Source organism: Gelidibacter sp. F63206, from assembly GCF_023015735.1.
This window is the reverse complement of the sequence record NZ_JALKAU010000049.1, coordinates 1-20,382: the sequence shown is the minus strand read 5'-3', so window position 1 is coordinate 20,382 and position 20,382 is coordinate 1. Positions and strand designations below refer to the sequence as shown.

General features: G+C 39.3%; 17 protein-coding genes and 1 riboswitch. Of the genes, 8 read left to right on the top strand and 9 right to left on the bottom strand.

Going from position 1 to position 20,382, the window contains the following annotated elements:
- Positions 1 to 334: 334 nt before the first annotated feature.
- A riboswitch (PreQ1 riboswitch) is annotated at positions 335 to 379 on the top strand.
- A 4-nt stretch (positions 380 to 383) separates the two neighbouring features.
- A complete protein-coding gene (locus MWU32_RS01915) occupies positions 384 to 1,019 on the top strand; it encodes a 7-cyano-7-deazaguanine/7-aminomethyl-7-deazaguanine transporter (protein ID WP_246937273.1) in 636 nt (211 codons plus the stop codon).
- Between the two features lie 13 nt (positions 1,020 to 1,032).
- Here the strand turns inward: MWU32_RS01915 and MWU32_RS01910 are convergent, their stop codons facing one another.
- The 5 genes from MWU32_RS01910 to MWU32_RS01890 form a co-directional block, all read right to left on the bottom strand.
- Entirely contained in the window at positions 1,033 to 1,398 is a 366-nt protein-coding gene (locus MWU32_RS01910) for a hypothetical protein (RefSeq protein ID WP_246937271.1), read from the bottom strand.
- On the bottom strand, positions 1,395 to 1,670 hold the full coding sequence (locus tag MWU32_RS01905; protein ID WP_246937269.1) for a hypothetical protein: 276 nt from the start codon (positions 1,668 to 1,670) through the stop codon (positions 1,395 to 1,397). Before MWU32_RS01905 ends, MWU32_RS01910 begins: the two co-directional genes overlap by 4 nt.
- 441 nt (positions 1,671 to 2,111) lie before the next feature.
- Entirely contained in the window at positions 2,112 to 3,902 is a 1,791-nt protein-coding gene (locus MWU32_RS01900; RefSeq protein WP_246937267.1) for a ribonucleoside-diphosphate reductase subunit alpha, read from the bottom strand.
- Positions 3,903 to 5,177: a ribonucleotide-diphosphate reductase subunit beta gene (locus tag MWU32_RS01895; protein ID WP_246937265.1), complete on the bottom strand. Its 1,275-nt coding sequence runs from the start codon at positions 5,175 to 5,177 to the stop codon at positions 3,903 to 3,905.
- Positions 5,178 to 5,582: 405 nt separating this feature from the next.
- The gene (locus MWU32_RS01890; protein WP_246937264.1) at positions 5,583 to 6,575 is read right to left on the bottom strand and encodes a DNA topoisomerase IB; all 993 of its coding nucleotides are present in this window, start codon (positions 6,573 to 6,575) and stop codon (positions 5,583 to 5,585) included.
- 313 nt (positions 6,576 to 6,888) lie between these two features.
- Here MWU32_RS01890 and MWU32_RS01885 point away from each other — a divergent pair, with 313 nt between their 5' ends.
- The 4 genes from MWU32_RS01885 to MWU32_RS01870 all read left to right on the top strand — a co-directional run bounded on the left by MWU32_RS01885 (position 6,889) and on the right by MWU32_RS01870 (position 10,479).
- Positions 6,889 to 8,424: a sulfatase-like hydrolase/transferase gene (locus MWU32_RS01885; RefSeq protein ID WP_246937262.1), complete on the top strand. Its 1,536-nt coding sequence runs from the start codon at positions 6,889 to 6,891 to the stop codon at positions 8,422 to 8,424.
- Positions 8,425 to 8,642: 218 nt separating this feature from the next.
- Positions 8,643 to 8,993, top strand: coding sequence for a ribose-5-phosphate isomerase (locus MWU32_RS01880; protein ID WP_163515338.1), 351 nt, complete (start codon positions 8,643 to 8,645; stop codon positions 8,991 to 8,993).
- A 240-nt stretch (positions 8,994 to 9,233) separates the two neighbouring features.
- Positions 9,234 to 10,001 carry a hypothetical protein gene (locus MWU32_RS01875; RefSeq protein WP_246937260.1) on the top strand — a complete coding sequence of 256 codons (768 nt, stop codon included), beginning with the start codon at positions 9,234 to 9,236 and terminating at the stop codon, positions 9,999 to 10,001.
- A 46-nt stretch (positions 10,002 to 10,047) separates the two neighbouring features.
- Positions 10,048 to 10,479: a hypothetical protein gene (locus MWU32_RS01870; RefSeq protein ID WP_246937258.1), complete on the top strand. Its 432-nt coding sequence runs from the start codon at positions 10,048 to 10,050 to the stop codon at positions 10,477 to 10,479.
- 13 nt (positions 10,480 to 10,492) lie between these two features.
- Here the strand turns inward: MWU32_RS01870 and MWU32_RS01865 are convergent, their stop codons facing one another.
- A complete protein-coding gene (locus MWU32_RS01865; RefSeq protein WP_246937255.1) occupies positions 10,493 to 13,525 on the bottom strand; it encodes an AAA family ATPase in 3,033 nt (1,010 codons plus the stop codon).
- Positions 13,526 to 13,527: 2 nt separating this feature from the next.
- Positions 13,528 to 14,721, bottom strand: a complete 1,194-nt coding sequence (gene sbcD, locus MWU32_RS01860) for an exonuclease subunit SbcD (RefSeq protein ID WP_246937253.1) — start codon at positions 14,719 to 14,721, stop codon at positions 13,528 to 13,530.
- A 465-nt stretch (positions 14,722 to 15,186) separates the two neighbouring features.
- On the opposite strand from sbcD, the gene MWU32_RS01855 reads away from it, so the two are divergent.
- The 3 genes from MWU32_RS01855 to MWU32_RS01845 all read left to right on the top strand — a co-directional run bounded on the left by MWU32_RS01855 (position 15,187) and on the right by MWU32_RS01845 (position 19,002).
- Positions 15,187 to 16,887, top strand: a complete 1,701-nt coding sequence (locus MWU32_RS01855; protein WP_246937251.1) for an SBBP repeat-containing protein — start codon at positions 15,187 to 15,189, stop codon at positions 16,885 to 16,887.
- Between the two features lie 30 nt (positions 16,888 to 16,917).
- A complete protein-coding gene (locus MWU32_RS01850; protein WP_246937249.1) occupies positions 16,918 to 18,549 on the top strand; it encodes an SBBP repeat-containing protein in 1,632 nt (543 codons plus the stop codon).
- 174 nt (positions 18,550 to 18,723) lie between these two features.
- Positions 18,724 to 19,002: a hypothetical protein gene (locus MWU32_RS01845; protein WP_246937247.1), complete on the top strand. Its 279-nt coding sequence runs from the start codon at positions 18,724 to 18,726 to the stop codon at positions 19,000 to 19,002.
- 98 nt (positions 19,003 to 19,100) lie between these two features.
- Here MWU32_RS01845 and MWU32_RS01840 read toward each other — a convergent pair whose 3' ends face one another.
- On the bottom strand, positions 19,101 to 19,943 hold the full coding sequence (locus MWU32_RS01840) for an IS3 family transposase (RefSeq protein WP_246937068.1): 843 nt from the start codon (positions 19,941 to 19,943) through the stop codon (positions 19,101 to 19,103).
- Complete coding sequence (locus tag MWU32_RS01835) at positions 19,940 to 20,338, bottom strand: transposase (RefSeq protein WP_246937070.1); 399 nt, start codon at positions 20,336 to 20,338, stop codon at positions 19,940 to 19,942. The genes MWU32_RS01840 and MWU32_RS01835 overlap by 4 nt, the downstream gene beginning before the upstream one ends.
- Positions 20,339 to 20,382: the final 44 nt, after the last annotated feature.

Here is a 20,382-nt window from a genome sequence, read left to right as displayed (position 1 = left end):
TGAACTTTAGATGACAGATGACCGAGGACAGGGGACGGAAGTACAGACAAACTGAAGACAGAACATCACCCTTTTTTCTCCCGCAGATTACGCAGATTTTCGCAGAAAGAACCCTGAGAAAACAAAAATTGTTCACTTAACAAAATGGAGCTAAGAAATTGAAAGGCTTAAATTTTAGATGACCGATGACAGCTGACGGAGGATGAAAGCCGACCGGCGACTGAAAAAACTCTAAACGCTGAACTCTGAACTCTGAATTCTGAACTCATAACTCATAACTTTAAAACCACCAAAATAATAGCTAACTTGCGCCCTTAATTTTCCATATATAATGGGACACGTGGTTCGAAATTCTCCCACGTTAAAAAACTAAGAAAAAATTTATGTCCTTTACTAAACACTCGCGACTGGTATTATTACTGGTCGGATTTCATATTCTTATTATTGCGTCAAGCAATTACCTGGTGCAGTTTCCAATCTCTGTTTTCGGTTTCAAGGCCACTTGGGGTGCGTTTACCTTTCCGTTCATCTTTTTGGCCACCGACTTGACCGTACGTCTGTTTGGAGCGCAAATGGGACGCCGAATTGTTTTTTATGCCATGTTTCCAGCCTTGGCCGTTTCCTATTTTATTACGGTTGCGTTTCGACAAGGCGTTTGGCTGGGATTTGACACCTTACTCAGCTTTGATCTTTTTGTGGCTCGAATCGCCATTGCCAGTTTTGCGGCTTATGTGGTGGGGCAGATTTTGGATGTGTTTGTGTTCAATAAACTTCGGGAGCATAAACAATGGTGGCATGCGCCATTGGCTTCGGGGGTTTTTGGAAATTTTATGGACACTCTGACATTCTTCTTTATTGCCTTTTACAAAACATCAGACACCTATCTTGCAGAAAATCTGGTCGAAATTGCCACCGTCGATTATATTTTTAAAATCATCATCAGCGCGCTGTTTTTCCTTCCGCTTTATAAAGTCATTTTAGATCGGGTAACGAAAAGATTAAAGGAAAGGAACCTTTAAAATTAAATAATAGCTACTCCATTTTCTGCAAGACATAAAATACCAGCCCTCCCAAACCGTAACAGACCACATCCCAAACATCGCCGGTATAACGCTCATCCTGTTGTGGAAGATAATACTCAAAAACAACAGAGTAAAGTGCTACCAAACTAAGAATGGTAAAACCATTTAATCGTAAGGTCCTATCCTGTTTAATCAACCAAACACCGTGCAAGCCTATTGTGGCAATCATTGGAATAGCTAAAAAATCATTGAGATAATGGAAAACCCAAGCCGGTCCGGCAATAGAATAGTATTTTGAAATTTGTACGACCAGAAACACAACAAGTGACAACAGCACATATAAATGCAACCGTTTCAATGGCAATTTTTGCATCATATAAACAACATGGCAATCAACCAGGCAATGAACATTCCGATGGCCATTACAATCGCCCAGATTGAATAAAAGAAATAATAGATCCCACGAACAAGAAGAAACCGATGGTTTTTCATCCGATCAGAAAAAGACGCCTTCTTCACTGGCTTCGTCTTTAAATCAGGTGCCGATTCATTCGCGGTTGAGCTGTTTTCAGAAGCCAAGGTGGCATCTTCCATCTTTGAAACCGATTTGTTATGCGTATTATTTATGTTTTCTATCTCCTCTGACATCCATATAGAATTCAACTTACAAGAATACAAATAATTATTTACGATGGCTAGGAATTAGGCTATTGTTTAACATTTTATATCACCAGATTTTGAGTGCCATTGCCTACTCAAAAGCTCAATTAAATAACTAGAGCATTATCATTGAATTCCAAAAACATAAACACTATGTCATATCAGCACGATGAAATCAGACTCAATTTGAATCAATCAAGAACCTCGTGGTATTGAAACCTATTGTTGGGAATAAAAAAACAGGCCCAGCAAATACTGAACCTGTTCTTAATTATTATTTCGATAGTACTTTAAAACATTGTGTCCGATAAAAAAACGAAAGTTAACAAACCCATTTAAAGCAGGGGATGTTAGAGGCTTTCAAAATAACATCTTATTTTCCAGAAACTTTTCTATGACCTTCATTGGACAACAATAACTTTAAATCATTTATGCCTCACAACTCGCACAGTCTTTCTTTTGTGCAAACTTCTGGGCAGCATTCATACTGTGCTGGTAGTAAAGTGATTTCAATCCCAATTTCCATGCGGTCACATGAATTTTATTGATCTCTTTCACCGGCATTTCCGGATGAACAATGATATTTACCGATTGGCCTTGATCAATATGATTCTGACGGTTGGCCGCTTGATAGATCAAATCCAATTGGTCAATTTCGGAATAGGTTTTGAACACATCCTTTTCATGATCGGTTAAAAAATCAAGATGCTGAACTGAACCATCGTTGTTACGGATATCTCTCCAAACCTCTGGGTTATTTTGACCTTTTTCTTCCAACAAGACCTCCAAGTAAGAGTTTTTGATGGTCGTTTTCACTTTTGCAATGTCCTTCACGTACACATTGGACCAGATAGGTTCAATGCCTTGTGATACTTGGCCCAAAATGAATGCAGAAGATGTGGTTGGTGCAATGGCATTCAAGGTCGCATTACGTCTCCCGTAGCCTTTAAGAATTTCTGGCTCGCCAAATTTCTCCGCTAATTCCTCTGAAGCCTTATACGATTTTTCTTGAATCAGCTTAAATATCTCGCTGTTCAAATTGTAGGCTTCTTGGCTATTTAGAGGCAGCATTTTTGATTGTAAAAGTGAATGCCAGCCCAAGACCCCAAGTCCCAAAGCACGATTGTCCTTGGCAAAATTATAGGCACGTTCCATAAAAAGGAAGGTTTGTCTATCTTCTCTACTTTCAGAATCGCGATAGGCTTCCAATTTCTCAACAAACTCAGTAATGACGGCATCCAAGAAATATACCATAGTCTCTACCGCGTCCGTATCTTTCCACTTGTCGTAATGCAATAAATTCACCGAAGAAAGCACGCAAACAAAAGACCAGTCGTCATTGGAAGGCAGCATAATCTCCGTACATAGGTTACTCGCGTAAATAGGAAGTTTTTTATCCTTATAAACATCGGCAGCCGAATTATTGGCATTGTCCTTAAAGAAAATGTATGGGTAACCCATTTCACCTCTCCTTTGAAGCACTTTTGCCCAAATAGAACGTTTTGCTTCATCACCGGCAATCATTTCCTCCATCCATTGGTTGGTTACGGTAACGCCGTGGGTCAATTCCTGAATAGGGTTTCCTTCCGTACCGATCTCCAAAAACTCCATAATATCCGGATGTTCTACTGGCAAATACGGAGAGAAACGACCACGTCTCACTGAACCTTGGCTCACAACATCTACCATAGATTCAAACAACTGCATGATATGAACCGCTCCAGATGCTTGTCCGTTATTTTTTACCTCTGCCCCACGATGACGGATTTTGCCGAAATAACCAGATGTTCCGCCACCAAGTTTAGACATCATGCCAACTTCAGATTGGGTATAAAGAATATTGCCCATATCGTCATCAATATGCGACCCAAAACAGCTGATTGGGAGACCTCTTTTCTTACCAAAATTGGACCAAACTGGTGATGCCAAAGAGAAAAACCCTTCAGACATATAATTGAAAAATTTATCAGAATACCCTGGGATATCCAATATTTGTTCGGCTCTATCGGCTATTTCGCGAATGCGTTCCTCGGCCGTAGTGCCCGGCGTTAGATAGCCTGAAGCTAAAAAGTTACGGCTATGTTCATTAAGCCATTCAAAACCTTGTGTTTTTATTTCTCCAGTTTTTTGGAGCGCTTCTTTTCGAGCGTTTACAAGGTGGTCAGTTTCTGAAATTGTTTTTGAAGTTTGTGTGTCGAGGGTTTGGTTTAGATTGTTCATTTAAAAAAGGTCATCACTGGTTATACTTTGAGTTCTTTTACTGTAATTGATAGAGCGTTTCACGAAGAAGTCGCCATGCTTGGTCCCGATGATCTCGTCATCAAACCATTCCGTTTGGGCAATGAGGCTTTCGTCTATATCAAATATTTTTTCTATTCCTATACTTTCTAGGGAATTGTTGAATCGGTTCTTTATAAATTCATTGACTATGGCTTTAGGAAGAAAGTCCAATTCACCTTCTTCGAAAATCCAGTCCACGATCCTGCTTTCAGATGCAAAGGCTTCTTTACAGACTTCTTGGATCATTGTATTATAGTTCTCGTCAAACCACTCTGGATTTTCGTCTTTGATTATTTTAATGATATCAATTCCAAAATCACCGTGGATCTGCTCCTCTTTTGAAGTGGCTTCCACGACGTTTGAAATTCCCTTAAGCATATTTTTATGCTTATTAAAGGCCATAATGATCAAGAATTGAGAAAATAATGAGACATGTTCAATAAATAATGAGAACAACAAAATCGATTCTGCATATTCCTTATTGTCTTCACTTTTAGCATTTTTAAGAGCGGTTTCCAAATATTGTACCCTCATCATAATGGCAGGCTTTTTCTTGAGGTCCTTAAATTCTTCATTAAGACCCAATATTTCCAATAAATGTGAATATGCATCGTGATGGCGCACCTCGCTTTCCGCAAAAGTGGCGCCTACAGAACCAATTTCCGGTTTTGGCATCCGGTGATAGATATCGCCCCAAAAACTCTTGACGGCAACCTCAATTTGTGAGATGGCCAACATGGTGTTTTTAATGGCACTGCGTTCCACTTCCGTAAGACGGGTTTTGAAATCCTGGATGTCGCTCGTAAAGTTGAATTCAGTATGGATCCAATATGAATGTCGGATGGCCGGCACGTATTCATAAAGTGCGGGATACTCATAAGGCTTCAGATTGATACGCTTTTCAAAGATGTTCAGTTTACGTTTTTGGGTCTGCTGATTTCTGTAAAGAATGTAGCCTTTTGCCACATCAAAAAAGCCACTTTCCATCAATTTCGTTTCCACAAAATCCTGGACCTCCTCAACAGTAGGGATATAGTTCCCATCCTGTCCTTTCCTGTCTAAAAGTGCTTCATAGACCGTTTCAGATATGCGTTGTGCATCTTCCGGTCCTCCATGGTTTGCAGCGGTCATCGCCTTCAATATCGCATCAGTAATCTTCTGTAAATGAAAGGGTTTTGTGGTAAAATCCCTTTTAATCACCTGGGTAATCTCCATACAAATAAGTGCTAAAAATTAGAAAAAAATCTCGAAGTGTAAAGATGTCGATTTTAAATATGACTTTTTGAGGCTAGTCAAAATTGTTGTCAAATGGTTATCAACAATTGCATTAAAGTGAGTGGATTTTAGAAGAATCCAAGCGTTTAGTTTACTGAAATCAACACCCCAAGAATCATGAACCTCGGGGCCGGTCCGACGGGTACGGGCGGGCAAGCCCACGAGATATGAATAAGGAATTATTTTTTCGATCTAGATAATCCTCGGATATTAAAACCCACTGGTGGGAATAAAACTCATGGCCAATAGGAAATCAACCAGCAAAAATTTGGATTAAGCACTTCTACATCTTATTTAATGCGTGCCAAAAAAGAAGATGTAGAGTTTGTTCCGCTCTGTAAAAGTCTAAGACTTCCTTTTAAGGCGATTTCGCAACATACAAAGTACCCCAATTTCCTCTTTGGACAGGTTTTCGGCATCTTTGAGCAAGGCTTGGATTTCCTTTTCAAAATAATGCAGCGTACGACCCTCTAAATAGTCGTCGATAATACGCGGATCAATGTAGGAACTACGGGCGACGGCCGGCGTATTGCCCAACCGTTCTGACACTTGGTTAACGGCCTCCTTGATGTTTTTGTCCAATAACTTTTGGTCGCTTTCTTCCACCACACCCAATTCGTCCAAAGCAATGGCGGCAATCATCGTACCGGCCCAAGTGCGAAAGTCTTTTGCCGAAAACTCCTCTCCCATGACTTCCCGAATATAGGAATTAAGGTCGTCACTTTTGACGTCCACAATGTTACCATCTTCATCCAAGTACTTAAAGATCTCATACCCGGGCATGTCGTCAATGGCTTTGACTATTTTAGCAAGTTTTTTATCCACCACGTGTTTTTCCTGTTCCTTTCCCGACTTTCCTGTGTAGGAAAAAATAAGCTCGTCGCCATTTATTGTTAAATGTTTGTTCCGAATGGTGGTAAGGCCGTACGATTGGTTTTCTTTGGCGTAAACCTCACTGCCGGGTCTGAAAAATGCCGACTCCATCAACCGGAGCATGGTGGCCAAAACTTTTTCGCGAGAGAGCTTTCTTTGTCTCAGATGCTGTCCGGTCACCCGCCTCATATGCTCCAACTGATCGGCAAAAGCAATAATCCGATCAAATTTTTTGGCATTTTGATGTTCAATATAATCGGGATGATAGATGTACTGTTTTCGGTCCTTGTCATCCCGTCCAGTCACCAGCAAATCGGCCTTAGGATTTTCATTGATTTCCACCTCGGTCCATGCAGGTGGAATCACCAAGGATTTGATCCAATCCCGGATCTCTCCATCTTTGATGGTAGCACCGTTTTCGTTGCGATAAGTAAAGCCTTTACCATGCTTTTTTCTGTAGTACATGCTATAATTTTGAATTAAAATTAATATAAAATGTGGTTGTTACTCATAAAAAATGTAACGCATAAGCGTTTTTGTCCCGTACCGAAAAGACAAGGCCATCGTCTCCAAAAGCATTAATCATACATAGCATAGAAAGTAGGTTCACAGGGCCAGGATATTTTTTAAACATTCTTTTTGCAACGGAAGATAGATATGGACCACCCCATTTTGTTTCGCTTAGTCCATTTTTGTTAAGAGGCGTAAAAAGCTTAATTTTGGTAGCATCTTTTTAACAGGATTACAGATAATCTTTCGCTAACTAAAATTTTGCACCATGCGCAGCATTTCCCCGCTCTTAGTATTGTTTTTGTTATTTTATTTGGGAATTCAAAGCTGTGCCGTAAAAAAATCGGAGCCTGCTACTCCACCTAATATTATTCTGTTTTTAATAGACGATATGGGTCTGATGGACACCTCGGTCCCTTTTTTGACCGATGCTACCGGCCAGCCACATTCCTATCCTTTAAACGATTTTTACATCACCCCAAACATGGAAAAACTATCCGTACAAGGCATTCGGTTTACGAATTTTTATGCACATTCGGTCTGTTCGCCATCACGTACCTCGATAATGACGGGACAAAATTCGGCACGGCACGGAGTGACCAACTGGATCCGTTCAGAGTCTGACAATCGCACTGCTTATGGGCCCTCGGCGTGGAATTGGAAAGGCTTGACCAAGGCATCTTTGACCCTTCCCAAACTCTTGCAAGCACGCGGTTATAAAACCATTCACGTGGGCAAAGCACATTTTGGACCTTTTGACAGTGAAGGCGAAGATCCACTAAACCTTGGATTTGACGTCAATATTGCCGGCAGTTCCATTGGACAACCTGGCAGCTATTTGGGTACTGAAGGTTTTGGCCATACTGGCGGTAATAAAAGCAGGGCCGTTCCGGGACTTGAAAAATACCACGGACAGGACATTTTCCTGACCGAGGCTTTGACCTTAGAAGCCAACGCGGCTATCACGGCCGCCCATAAGGAGAGGCGTCCATTCTTTCTGAACATGTCCCATTATGCGGTACACGCACCGTTTTATTCAGATGCTCGATTTGCCGAACACTATAAAAGTTCGGGGTATTCAGATCAAGCTCAAGCTTATGCCACGCTGGTTGAAGGGTTGGACAAATCTCTCGGAGATATCATGCAACACATTAAAGATTTGGGACTTGGTGAAAACACGCTCATCCTGTTTTTGGGCGATAACGGCTCGGATGCGCCACTGACCATCACGAACAATTACAGCAGCTCCTCCCCTTTAAAAGGTAAAAAAGGCAACCATTGGGAAGGCGGTATGCGAGTACCGTTTATAGCCGCTTGGGTGACTCCCGATGTCAAGAACAATAACCAACAGTTACTACCCATTTCCCAAGGAGCTGTACAGAGCCAATTGGGGACCATATTGGATATTTTTCCAACCATTAGTCGCGTGGCCGGAGTGCAAACGCCACCCGCCTATCCACTTGACGGTTTTGATCTGCATCAGCAATTTTCTGGAAAGTACAATCAAAATCGGGAAGTAATCTTTTTAAACCATTTTCCACATGGCGACCATAGAAGCAATTATTTCACGAGTTTGGTTCAGGCTGATTGGAAATTGGTTTACCATTACCATCCCGAAAGCAATCAGCCCAGCTACGAACTTTTTTACTTAAGGGACGATCCGTTTGAAAGCAAAAATTTAGCGGACACCCAGCCAGAACGCCTCAAAAATATGATGCAGACCTTAGCAAACGAACTGGCCGACAAACAGGCCCTTTTCCCCGAAAAAGATAATCATCCTTTACCATTGATAATCCCTGAATAAAACAGATCTTTTACGGTTCAATAAAGAAATGAAGAACGACAACATAAACCCTATATTACCAACCCAAAAATCAACAAAAAACCATCCTGAAACTCTGGTTGGTCTGTCAAATTTGCAGGAACTGAAATCTATCCAGCGTAAAAAGGCCATAAACAATACCCACAACGGCAGGCTCGAAATTCATCTTTTACTTCAACAATGATCTAATCTCAAGAACCTTGGCAAAAACACTATATACCATTTATGTCATTGAACTTTCAAAACGAGTGTATTCTGAAAACACAAAGTTCAGGACTGCCAATCCACAGTTTAATGGGGTATTGCAGTGTTTGTACGTTGGTCAGACCAGCAAAACACCTAAGGAGCGCTTCCTTCAACATAAAACAGGCTACCGCAATAAAAAAGGCCATAAAATATCTGCTTCTATAGTAGAGAAGTACGGATTGTATTTAAGACCGAGTTTATACACCCATATCGATCCTTTTCTCACAAGAGCTGAAGCCCTAAAAGCTGAAGAACAGATTGCACTCGAACTACGTCGGGAAGGCTATGCGGTTTGGTTTAACTAAATAGAAAACAAGTGTTTTGAAAGACACCTTTCTAATAAAGCTTTGTAACTCTTGCACAACGTGTTTGTGTATGATTAGTGGCGCCTGCCTGTCGGCAGACAGGTGGTTAAGCACGAAAGTTAGCAAATATAAACCGAATAGAAAATATGCGAGGATTTTCGTAAGCAAGCTAAAACAAGCAATTAATTATACACGTTGGCTGTAGTTTTTTTATATTCAGTAAATTTGTATTTTAGACACATGGAAGAACAAGGATATATAGAATTAAAAGTTACTAACAAGGACAATACTTTAAGTCCTAAGGATATTGATATAAATGAAGTTAAAGATTTTATATCAGATGTTGAGTCTTTTTTATATCCAAACCGAAAAGAAAAGCAAAATAGACCACATATTTCATATGATATTGAAGAAGGCTCTGCTAAACATAAATTCTTTTTGCCAATTACGGCAGTTATTTTGTTCAATGGTTTGACAAATGAGATTACCAATAGAAACAATCTTGATTTTTTAGATTACAAACGACAGTCAATTATTGATAAATTTCAAAAGAAGGCTGTAAAAGAAGATTATGTTATTGAGTTTAATAGTTCAATGTCCAAAGAACCTTCTTTAGTCATTGACTATACAACTAATTTTGAAATGATTGCTCCAACTTTTTATGAAAGTGAATTTTACTTATATGGTGAAATTTATCAGGAAGGTGGAAAAAATCCAAATCTACATATTAGTACCAAAAAGTATGGCAATCTTACAATTTCTGCTACTAAAGAACAAATAATGGCTGGTGAGAAAAAAACTTATAAACCATACGGTATCAAAGTTCGAGGAAAAAAGAGTTTTGAAAATGATTCTTTAACGGATTTAGAACTAATCGAATTTATTCAATACAAGCCTGTTTTTAATAAATCACTTTTGGATAAAGTTATAAAAAAAGCTTCGGTTAATTTAAGTAAAATAACTGACGTTGATTCTTGGTTAGATGATATTAAAGCTGAAGGAATATGAAGGGAATCGAAAGCGTTCTTTTAGATAGTTCCTTTTGTATTAGACTTTGAAGTCAGATGCTGATTATCATCAAAATACAGTAGATTATTTTGAGTATTTTTTAGAAAATGAAATTGAAATGTATCTTTCGACCATTGCTGTTAGTGAATATGCAGTTGGTGATAATCCAGACAACTTACTTTCTTTAAATGCATTTCGTTTATTAGAGTTTGACTATGAAGATGCTAAATTTGCTGGTCAATTTTTGGCTACTTTGCGAAATCTTGGTAAATTCGGTGATTTTGGTGAAAGAAAAGTAGTTATAAATGATATTAAACTTTTTTCACAAATTCATAATAGAGCTATTGATGCTTTTGTAACTAAAGACAGAAAGTCAATGACTAAAATGATGGAACCATTGTCAGATTCACATAATTTGAATTTTGAGTTTATTGATTTATCTATTCCGTTAAATGATAGGTTAGGAAGACTGTTTTAAATTACTGCCACTGTTATATAATTTCCAGTTGACTATACCCCGACCCCATTTTCTCCAATCGTATTTGGGTCGTGATCCGTTCCTTTAAGGCTTCTACATGCGAAATCACTCCAATGGATTTATCGCCTTCATTTTGCATTTTCTCCAAAATGGTAATGGCTTGGTTCAAGGTTTCAGGATCTAAGGTGCCAAAACCTTCGTCAATAAATATGGATTCAATTTTCACGTTTTTAGCAGCCAAATCGGACAAAGCAAAAGCCATGGCTAAACTTACCATAAAAGTTTCGCCACCGGATAAGGTATTAATAGATCTTCGGGCATCACCCTGATGACTGTCAAACACTTTTAAGGAGTCATTTTTGTCGGCCTCATCTGCGGTGGGAATATCAAGCACATAACGGTCGTTCATATCTTTTAATCGCAAATTGGCATATCCAATCAGTTGCTCGAGGGTTAAGTCCTGAACAAAATTTGAAAACCGTTTGCCAGTCGCATCTCCAATTAAACCGTTCATGGTTTTCCAAAGAGCTTCCTCCTTCCTCAATTCTTTTAATTTCTCCAACAAGGCTTCCTGCTTTTCTTTGGCTTTGGTATCAGCTTCAAGCGTCGTTTTAAGAATGCCGATTTGTTGATTTAAATTGCCAAAAGCCTCCTCCAATTTGGCGTAATTGGATTCCAGGAAAGGCAAAGCTTCATTGGAAGTGAGTCGTTTCGTCAAAACTTCAATTTCCTTCATGGCAGTGTCCTTTTCGGTTTTTAATCGCTCGTGCCGAAGTTCTATCTCTTTCTTTTTCTGACGGATCTGTTCTGCCTGTGCTTCAGTTAAAATAAATGATTTGAGTTGGGTGACACTTTCAATAAATTCAGTTTTTAAGATATCATCTAACTGCTTTTCAAAAACTTCTTTTTCTTTGACGATAATAGCCAGTTTAGTTTTCAAGGTAGAAATTGAATGCTGGTTGTTTTTGATGTTTTCAAGGTTTGCAGCCCATTTCGAAATCAATGACTGCACTTTGTTATCCACAGCATCGCCGTCATAAAGTGCTTTTCTTTTAGCTTCCTTTTCAATTTTTAAATCGAAACTTTTATGCCATTGTTTTGCAGAATGGCTCAGATTTTCCAATAAGTTCCTCAATTCAAATGCTTTTTCAACCTTCTCCAACAATTGGGACGTTTGTAGAATCTGATTTTCTAAAGTCTGAAGTACATCATTGTCCGGAATATTTTCCAATTGAAGCGATTTACAGAGTTTTTCAATCTCAACAAGCTGTGGCGCAATAGCTTCATTAATAGTAAGGAAATCTTGTTTTAAGGTTGTTATCCTTTTCTCCTCGTTTTCTAAATTGGTTTGGGTGGACGTTTTTAAAGCGCGTTTCGTGTTCAGCAATTCCGTTTTCGATTTTAAAACGGCCTCTTTTGGATCAAAAACGGGATGATCTGAAGCAAATGGATGCTCCAATGCCCCACACAGCGGACAAGCCTCGCCATCTACCAAAGCATTCCGGTGGGCTTCCAGACTTTGATGTTTTTTACGCATCTCTTCCTCCTTAACCAAAGTCTCCACCTCCACCTCCAACAGCTTCAATTCGTCGTCTAATACCTTCAGTTGGGCACAGTATTTTTCAACCAAAGTTTGACTGACCTTTAATTCGGCCGCTTTTGAGTTGCTTTGTGTTAATTCGGAGTTGTACTTGGTTAGTGCAATTTTTATCGTATGGATGAGCTGCGACCTTTCCTTGAGATGGGCTTCTCTCTCCGCCAACTCGACGGCGTTGTTGATGTCCATTGTTTTTAGAAAATTATCGATTTTTTCTTCGATGGGTTGAATTCCCTCAATAAAAACTTTTGGTTGTGGATTAAAACGGATCCGATCAGAATCTTTATTAATATCCAAAAGGGTCTTTTTGATGTTTCCCTCGTGCAGTTTCGCCTCTGCACTGGCCAGATCTTCTTCCTTCTTTAGCGCAGTCACCGCTTTATTGAACTCCGTTAAATGAGTGACAAACTCTTCGGCGTCAACTTTTCTTCTTAAAAGCGTTGAAGCTTCTTCCAACAAACTGTTTTTCTCTTTTAAAATGTTTGTCTCTTTTACTTTCTCTCGAACAAGCTCTTCTGAATGTTCTTTAAACAATTTTTCCTGTTGTTCAAAATCGGAAATCAGCTTGGTATGCACCACATATTTTGAATGGTTTTTTAAAGTGATCTCCTCTTTTTTGAAATTTTCGATATCCTGGACTAATTCCTTTTGCTGAATGTCATTCGCCGTTAGAATCGTTTGGTTTTTAAGAATGCCTTTTTGGTTGTCAATCTCAGTTTTTAAAACATCCAACTCTTTTTTCTGAGTAATTTTGGATGTATTTAAAGCGATTTCTTGATCTATTAAATCCTTCTTTTCGGCTTCAGGAAGCAATTCAACTTCCCCGAGTCGGATGTCCTGTTCTTTACAAAGGTCCGATGCTGCTCTAAACTTTCTGAACACTGCAATTCCGATCGACCTGTAATCTTTTGCGCCGGTAATATCTTCAAGTAATTTATTGCGTTCGTCTCTTCTTGCCTGCAATAACTTACTGAACTGGCCTTGAGACAAAACCATCGCTTTTACAAACTGATCATAACTGAGCCCAATTAATTCTTCATTTTTAACGGGCACCGCAGATTTCCCACTTTCAAGAATTGCACCAGTGGCTACATCGATGATTTCCTGCTTTCGATCATTGAGATTGTTGTTGCGATTTCTCTCAATCGACCAATGCGAGCGGTATGTCTTTTGTTTGACGATATATTCTACCTCAGCATAACAATCCGTTGCATTACGGGTCATAATGCCACCTTCATCCTCAATAACCGATTTGCTAATCGAACCTATTCGGGGGACTTTATTGTATAAAGCCAAGGTAATGACATCCAGCAAGGTAGATTTCCCAGACCCAGTAGCGCCAGTTATCGCAAAAAGTCCGCTTTCTGCTAAAGGTCCCGATAAAAAATCGATATGATGTTCGCCACGAAGTGAGTGGATATTTTTAAAACTGATTTTACTGATTTTCATATCTACAGATTTAGCTCTTCTAAAATTTGACGAAATGCATTCTTCAATTCCTCGGTATTTTCCTGATGTCCATCAAGTTCCAATCGTTTTTCAAACATCTCCATCGGCGTCACATCAGCAACACTAATTCCTGGCTCAAAGGCTTCTGAAGCGCCACGTATTTTATTAAGGAAATTCAATTTTGATTTGACGATTTTAAGATGATCATTCTTGTAGTTTTCCAAAAGGTCGTCCAAATCGCGGCGGATCTGTATATTTTCATCGGGTTCATTCACAATGATTTCGGCAAGGGAAACGAGATCTGTATACGACGTATAACTATATAATTGTGTTTTAACGTCTTCGAGGGTGCCTTGAAACGCCATCAAATGTCTAAACTTCGGAATGGGCAGGATATCCACCTTAACCTGTTGTCCACTGACTGAAATAATATTGACCTGTTTCACCTCTTCTTTTTCACTAAAACTCAAAGAAATTGGAGAGCCAGAATAATGAACATTTTTTGATACGGCATAAGGTTTATGGATATGCCCTAGAGCTACGTAATGAGGCGTATCGCCAAAAATAGTTCCTGAAACGCCTGCCTGATTGCCAATTTGGATATCCCTCATACTTTCAGAAACCTGAGCGCCCTGCACGTATAAATGACCCATTACTATGAAGCAAGTTCCCGGATAATGTTGCGCGTAATGCAAATTGACATTAGAAAAATAAGATTTAATCCCGTCCCGAATCTGCTCAATCTTATCGCTATAAGATTCCCCAGCCACGGCATTCCTGATATCCTTATCCCTTAAAAATGGCACCGCGGCAATCACTACCTCCTCATCTTTCTTAGTATATTTTATAAAGAGATCGTCGATAGCCTCAGGTGCGCCACCAATCACATCAATATTCAGAAACCCAAGAATGTCCTTTGGCGCATTTAAAACCGAGGCAGAATCATGATTTCCACCGGTCAAAATAATTTTACATTCGGTAGCAAGCATGCGTTTTAGAAACCCGTAATATTGTTTTAATGAGGCTTGCGAGGGATTGGCTTGATCAAATACATCGCCTGAAACCAATAGTAAATCGATGTCTTCTTTTGCAATGGTATCCAATAGCCAATCGAAAAACAATTCCAAATCGTCGGACAAGTCTACCTTATGCAACTGTTTACCTATATGCCAATCGGCCGTGTGTAATATTTTCATTTAAAATCAATTAGAATCTGAATTCAAGATTTATGGTTAGGCTCATTTCGCTAATACAAACCAAATTTAAAGCAAAAAACGTTTGGTATCAAAGATGGAAAAACCCTCAGAAAGCGCATAATTTTTATACTGTTTCAATCAGACCCTAAACTTAAGAATATTTGATTGAAGTGGATACAGATTTCCGCAAAAGAGGACCAAACTTTGGTATTTAATGAACTACCTCGACCCGTTTATACGAGGTATCAAATTCGAATTATTTTTTTACATCAACGCAGAGCATCGGGGAATACAAACCAAAGATCCCGCATTGCATCGCAACTTTTTAAAATTGAGTTTCACTATTTTAAACCAGTCCAATTTCAAACATCCGAAAAGATAGTTGATAAATCATGCTGACATTTTAGAAGGTCTCACGATGGTTATTATTGAATACCAATCTTCAATATTTATAAATCCTTAGTTATGATAATAAAAAGAAACTTTCTACTCTTTCTCGGAACGCTATGTATCTCTGTGACCTTATCTGCTCAAAACCCCAGTTTTGAATGGGCAAAGCAAATGTCGGGACCTTCATCTGAAAATGGCACAGCTCTGACAATGGATTCCTCAGGCAATATTTACACCATCGGACAATTCTATCAAACAGTTGATTTCGACCCATCAGCAGAAACTTACCATCTGACTTCAAATGGCGAATTGGACATCTTTATTTCCAAATTAGATCCACAAGGAAATTTCTTATGGGCCAAACAAATTGGAGGTAGCACCTTTGATGAACCTGGAGATATTGCCATAGATGCTAACGGAAATATACTGGTCGGGGGTTATTTTCGCGGAACTGTGGATTTAAATCCCGGTGTTGGTGAAATGATTGTTACCAAACCAGGCAAAGAAGCCTTTTTGCTAAAACTGAGTCCAGATGGTGATTTTATGTGGGCAAAACATTGGGGTGGAAACAACAGCAGTTCATCTAATATTATCAACGCTATTACTTTGGACAGTTCAGGTAATATTGTTATTGGTGGAAGTTTTGAAGGAACAAATGACTTGAATCCTGGCACGCCGTCATTCACCGTAACACCATCCGGTCAGGGAGATGCCTATATTTCAAAATTGGACTCGAATGGAGATTTTTTATGGGCCATTACTTTTGGAGGAGAAGAAAGATATTCTATCGATACAGTGGAGACCTTGGTCGTGGATAATTCTGACAATATTGTGGCGAGTGGTAATTTTTATGGAACAGATTCCACTTTTAACCTCCAGGACGAGGGTGGCTTTTATATTAAGCTCGATGGATCAGGTAATTTAATTTGGGCAAAACAGACTGATGGGGAGGCATTCCCCCTTTCGCTTAAATTGGATGGCGCAGGAAATGCATACATAACGGGCAAGTTTATGGGTACCCGAGATTTTGATCCTGGAACCGAAATTTTTAATATAACTTCCAGTAGTGGCTATTACGACATTTTTATTTTGAAGCTCAATGCTTCGGGCGATTTTGTTTGGGCAAAAGGTTTTGGTGGTAGTGCCTCTCTTGGTGGCGATAGTGGAAATTCTATTGCTTTAGATCATCAAGGATACCTTTACCTTACAGGAAGCTATGTTGGTTCAGGCGATTTTGATCCAGGACCTGATGAATTTATTTTATATCCCGTGGGTTTTTTGGATATGTTCATCTCTAAATTTGATACCGATGGCAATTTTATATATGCAAATACTTTCGGAAGTATACCAACTGGATTTACAATTGGCAATTGTATTACTACCAATGCTCTGGGTAACGTTTACGTAACTGGCTCCTTCCAAAACACAACAGATTTTAATCCCAGTAGTGAAGTATTCAATTTGATTTCTGCCGGAGGGGACGATGTTTTCATTCTAAAACTTAGTGAATCACTCGAAATGGATGAGCATTCAATCTCTAAAAACTATGTCACCTATCCCAATCCCACCAAAGGCAAATTTTCCATAGAATTCAACAGCATACAAACCTCCGTGGACGTCCGATTATATAATCTTTCAGGCCAATTGCTTATGGAAAAACGATTCCAAGACCTTAAAATTCTGCCATTAGAGATTCAGCAAGCCGATGGCATTTACCTTCTTGAACTCAAAGATGGTCAAGGCCGGAAATCCACGGTTAAACTGGTAAAAAATTAAATAGCAATTAATCAAAGACAAGAAACTATTATGAAAAAATTACTTTTAGCCATCTTGTGTTGTTCCTTGTGGACTACCAGCAATGGCCAGGCTCCCACATTCGATTGGGCCTTTGCTACGGGAGGACTTAACGGAGCTCTATATAATAACTCCATGGCATTGGATAATTTGGGAAACATTTACAGTATAGGCCACTTCTATAGCGGTCCAGTGGATTTTGATCCAAGCTCGGACATTTTAAATTTTAGTTCCGTTGGCGGTCTTGACATCTATGTCAGTAAATATGGTACTTCTGGCCAACTCATCTGGGCCAAAAGATTAGGGGGAACTGAAGATGATGAAGGAACAGCAATAGCAGTGGACAGCTCTGGAAATGTATATTTTACTGGGAATTTTGAAGGTACGGCCGATTTCAATCCCGGATCTGAGGTTTATAACTTGACCTCCAATGGCGTTAAAGACATCTTTGTATGTAAACTTGACCCAGAGGGCAACTTTCTTTGGGCGAAACAGATGGGCGGCACTACGAATGACAAGGGCTCTGGGATTATCGTAGATAATTCGGGAGATGTATATGTTACCGGTGAATTTGAAAAAACGGTCGATTTTGATTCAGGCACTGGCAACAGCGTACTTACGTCCAAAGGTCAAACAGATATGTTCATCTTAAAATTGAGTACTACGGGCGATTTTAAATGGGTAAAACACATTGGTTCTACTCAATACGATCGCGGCGAGGCCTTGGCCATTGACAGTGACTCCAATCTTTTTCTGACCGGATCCTATACAGGCACGGTGGACTTTGACCCTGGTGATGGTGTCGCTGAACTGAACTCGGCAGGCGCTTCTGGTTTTGTATTGAAACTGGATGCTGCGGGAGACTTTGGATGGGTCACAGAACTCCCAAATAGCCTTGCCGGAAGGGCAGTGACAACAGATGCCACTGGAAACATCTACGTTGGTGGCGGAGGCTCAGGCATTGGCGTTGTTAAACTTAGTCCTTCAGGCATAATCACGTGGGAAAAGTTTTCGCCAGGACCTAATTCCAACGTATCATGCATTGCGGTGGATGATTTGGGCCAAGTATATACTACAGGTTCCTTTCGTGGCGAAATCGACTTTGATCCGGGTGAAGACCAAGTTATTTTTGATTCTGGTTCTTGGCATGATGGGTATATCAATAAATTTGATGCGTCTGGAAATTATATTTGGGCCTATCAATGGGGCGGACCTACAGCACGTAATTATGGAATAGCCATGGCCCTTGATCCTGCAGGCAACATTTACGCCTCAGGTCATTTTAGATCTGAAATTGATTTTGATCCCGGCCCAAATACTTTCAATCTCAAATCAGAATATAGCTATTATCGGTATCTGCTGAAGTGGAACCAGGAAACGGCTGGGTTGGAAGACCAATTACAAGATATTGCAATGTCCTTACACCCTAATCCCACCAATGGACAAATAAATATCGAATTTAGCAGACTTCAGGACCGTATTGAACTCCGTTTGTTTTCCATAACGGGCCAGTTGGTAATGGAAAAGCAATTTAAAAACACCAAAAATATTTCCTTGGAACTTCATCAATCTACAGGACTCTATATCGCAGAATTTAAAAATGGCAAAGGTCAAAAGAGTATTCTGAAAATAATGAAACAATAACCTCCAGGTATAAAACCAACTGGTGGAAATAAAGAAGTCTCTTTCTTAGGTTTTTGGATTTATGACACCTCATAATGTCAAAACTATGTTTAACATATTGACAATCCTTAACGTTTCTCAATGATACCAATCTAAAATTGATTAATTTTAGAGGTCAATCATTCGATCCCCACAATGAGGCTAAAAGAACATATTGTTGCCAAGGCTGCGTTAGTTAGTGCTATTTTAGGAGTACTCGGTGTATTGGCATTACTATACCCAGATAATGATGGCATCAATTTTCTTATTCCTTTTTATATGATTTTCTTCGGGCTTGCCATACTCCTTGGAGGAATTAGTTTACTCATAAAAAGAAACACCTTAGCTTGGATAGCATTTTTGATTGGTTGTTTTTTCGCCTTGGCTTTTATGATGCTGATATTTTTATTAAAAGACATGTGTATCCTTTGTTGATTTTCCATAACGCAAGTCTCATAAGGATCAATATGAGTCAAAACGATGTAAGTCTTGATGCTTTTTGAACTTCCCTGATTAGAGTTGACCGTTTTTAATTAATTTTCATTGTTAAAAATAGTCATCAATTTCCTTTCTTGATGCCTCAAAACAGAAAATTGTTTTATGAACCTTTCAGGACTCATTCTGTCGTTATTATTATGTAATCTTTTACTGTTATAATTCCTTACTGCTTTTGCTGTCATTCTTTTTAATTGACCGAAGTCCTTAGGTTTCCAATGATTCAAATATTCCTCTTTTATGGTTCTGTTGATACGCTCAGCAAAAGCATTATCCTGTGCGTTGAGTGCCATACTTATTTGACTCCCATTGTCCTTTAGAAGGCTGATGTACTCTTTATAGGTATATTGACTTCCTCTGTCACTGTGATGGAACAAAGGAGCCTCGTTTTCGTTCAACGCCATCTTTAAGGCATCCATATTCGCCTGTGCTCTCATGTTTTCAGAGACCTTATAGCCTACAATCTTCTTGGTATAGACATCTATTATAAAAACAGCGTAATAGTGTCTGTCCCCAATGGGTATATAGGTAATATCAGACTGCCATACCATTGATGGACGGTCAATTTTCATTCCTTTTATAAGGTTGGGATAATAGATCTTTGAAGCGATAGTTGTTCTTCTATAGTTCTTTTTACGCTTCAAACGATACCCAAGTTCCATCATAAGTTCTATAAACCGATCCCTTCCCATAAAGTTGGGTTTAAGTGTATAGTACATTTTCTCAACCCCACAACCTGGATGGTCCTCCCGCAGTTCGTCTGCTTCAAGGACCAGCTGTGCTGTTTTGCTATCAAAGATCTTTTGCCTAGTGCCGTACTGGGCAACGGCCTGTTTGCTCAGACCGACCTCTTTATAGAGACTGTTCAGGGAAAAACTCATTTTTTGTTTGTTCTCCCGGAACCAGTTGATTGTGGGGTGCCGAAGTTTTTTTTGATATCGATGTCAAGTTCATCCTTGGCAATCTCCATCATCTTTTCTAGATAATCAATCATTATCTGCTTGCGGCCTACAGTTCTCTCAAGCTCCTTTACACGGGCTTCGAGTTCTTTCATCCTTTTGTTGCTGCTGTCCTTCATCTCTATAATTCTAAATCCTTGTTCGTTAAAGGTAGAGAATTTATAAATCCAACTATAGATTGTAGAATTCCCAACACCATGCAGCTTCTCTAATTGAGGCACACTATACTTACCACTTTCAAAATCTGCAACAATCTTTTTCTTAAATTCAATTGAGTATTTACGCTGCTTGCGGATACTCCGTACATTTGCTTTCATAGTTTTCCACGCTTTAAGTGGTCAACCTATATCAGGGACGTACA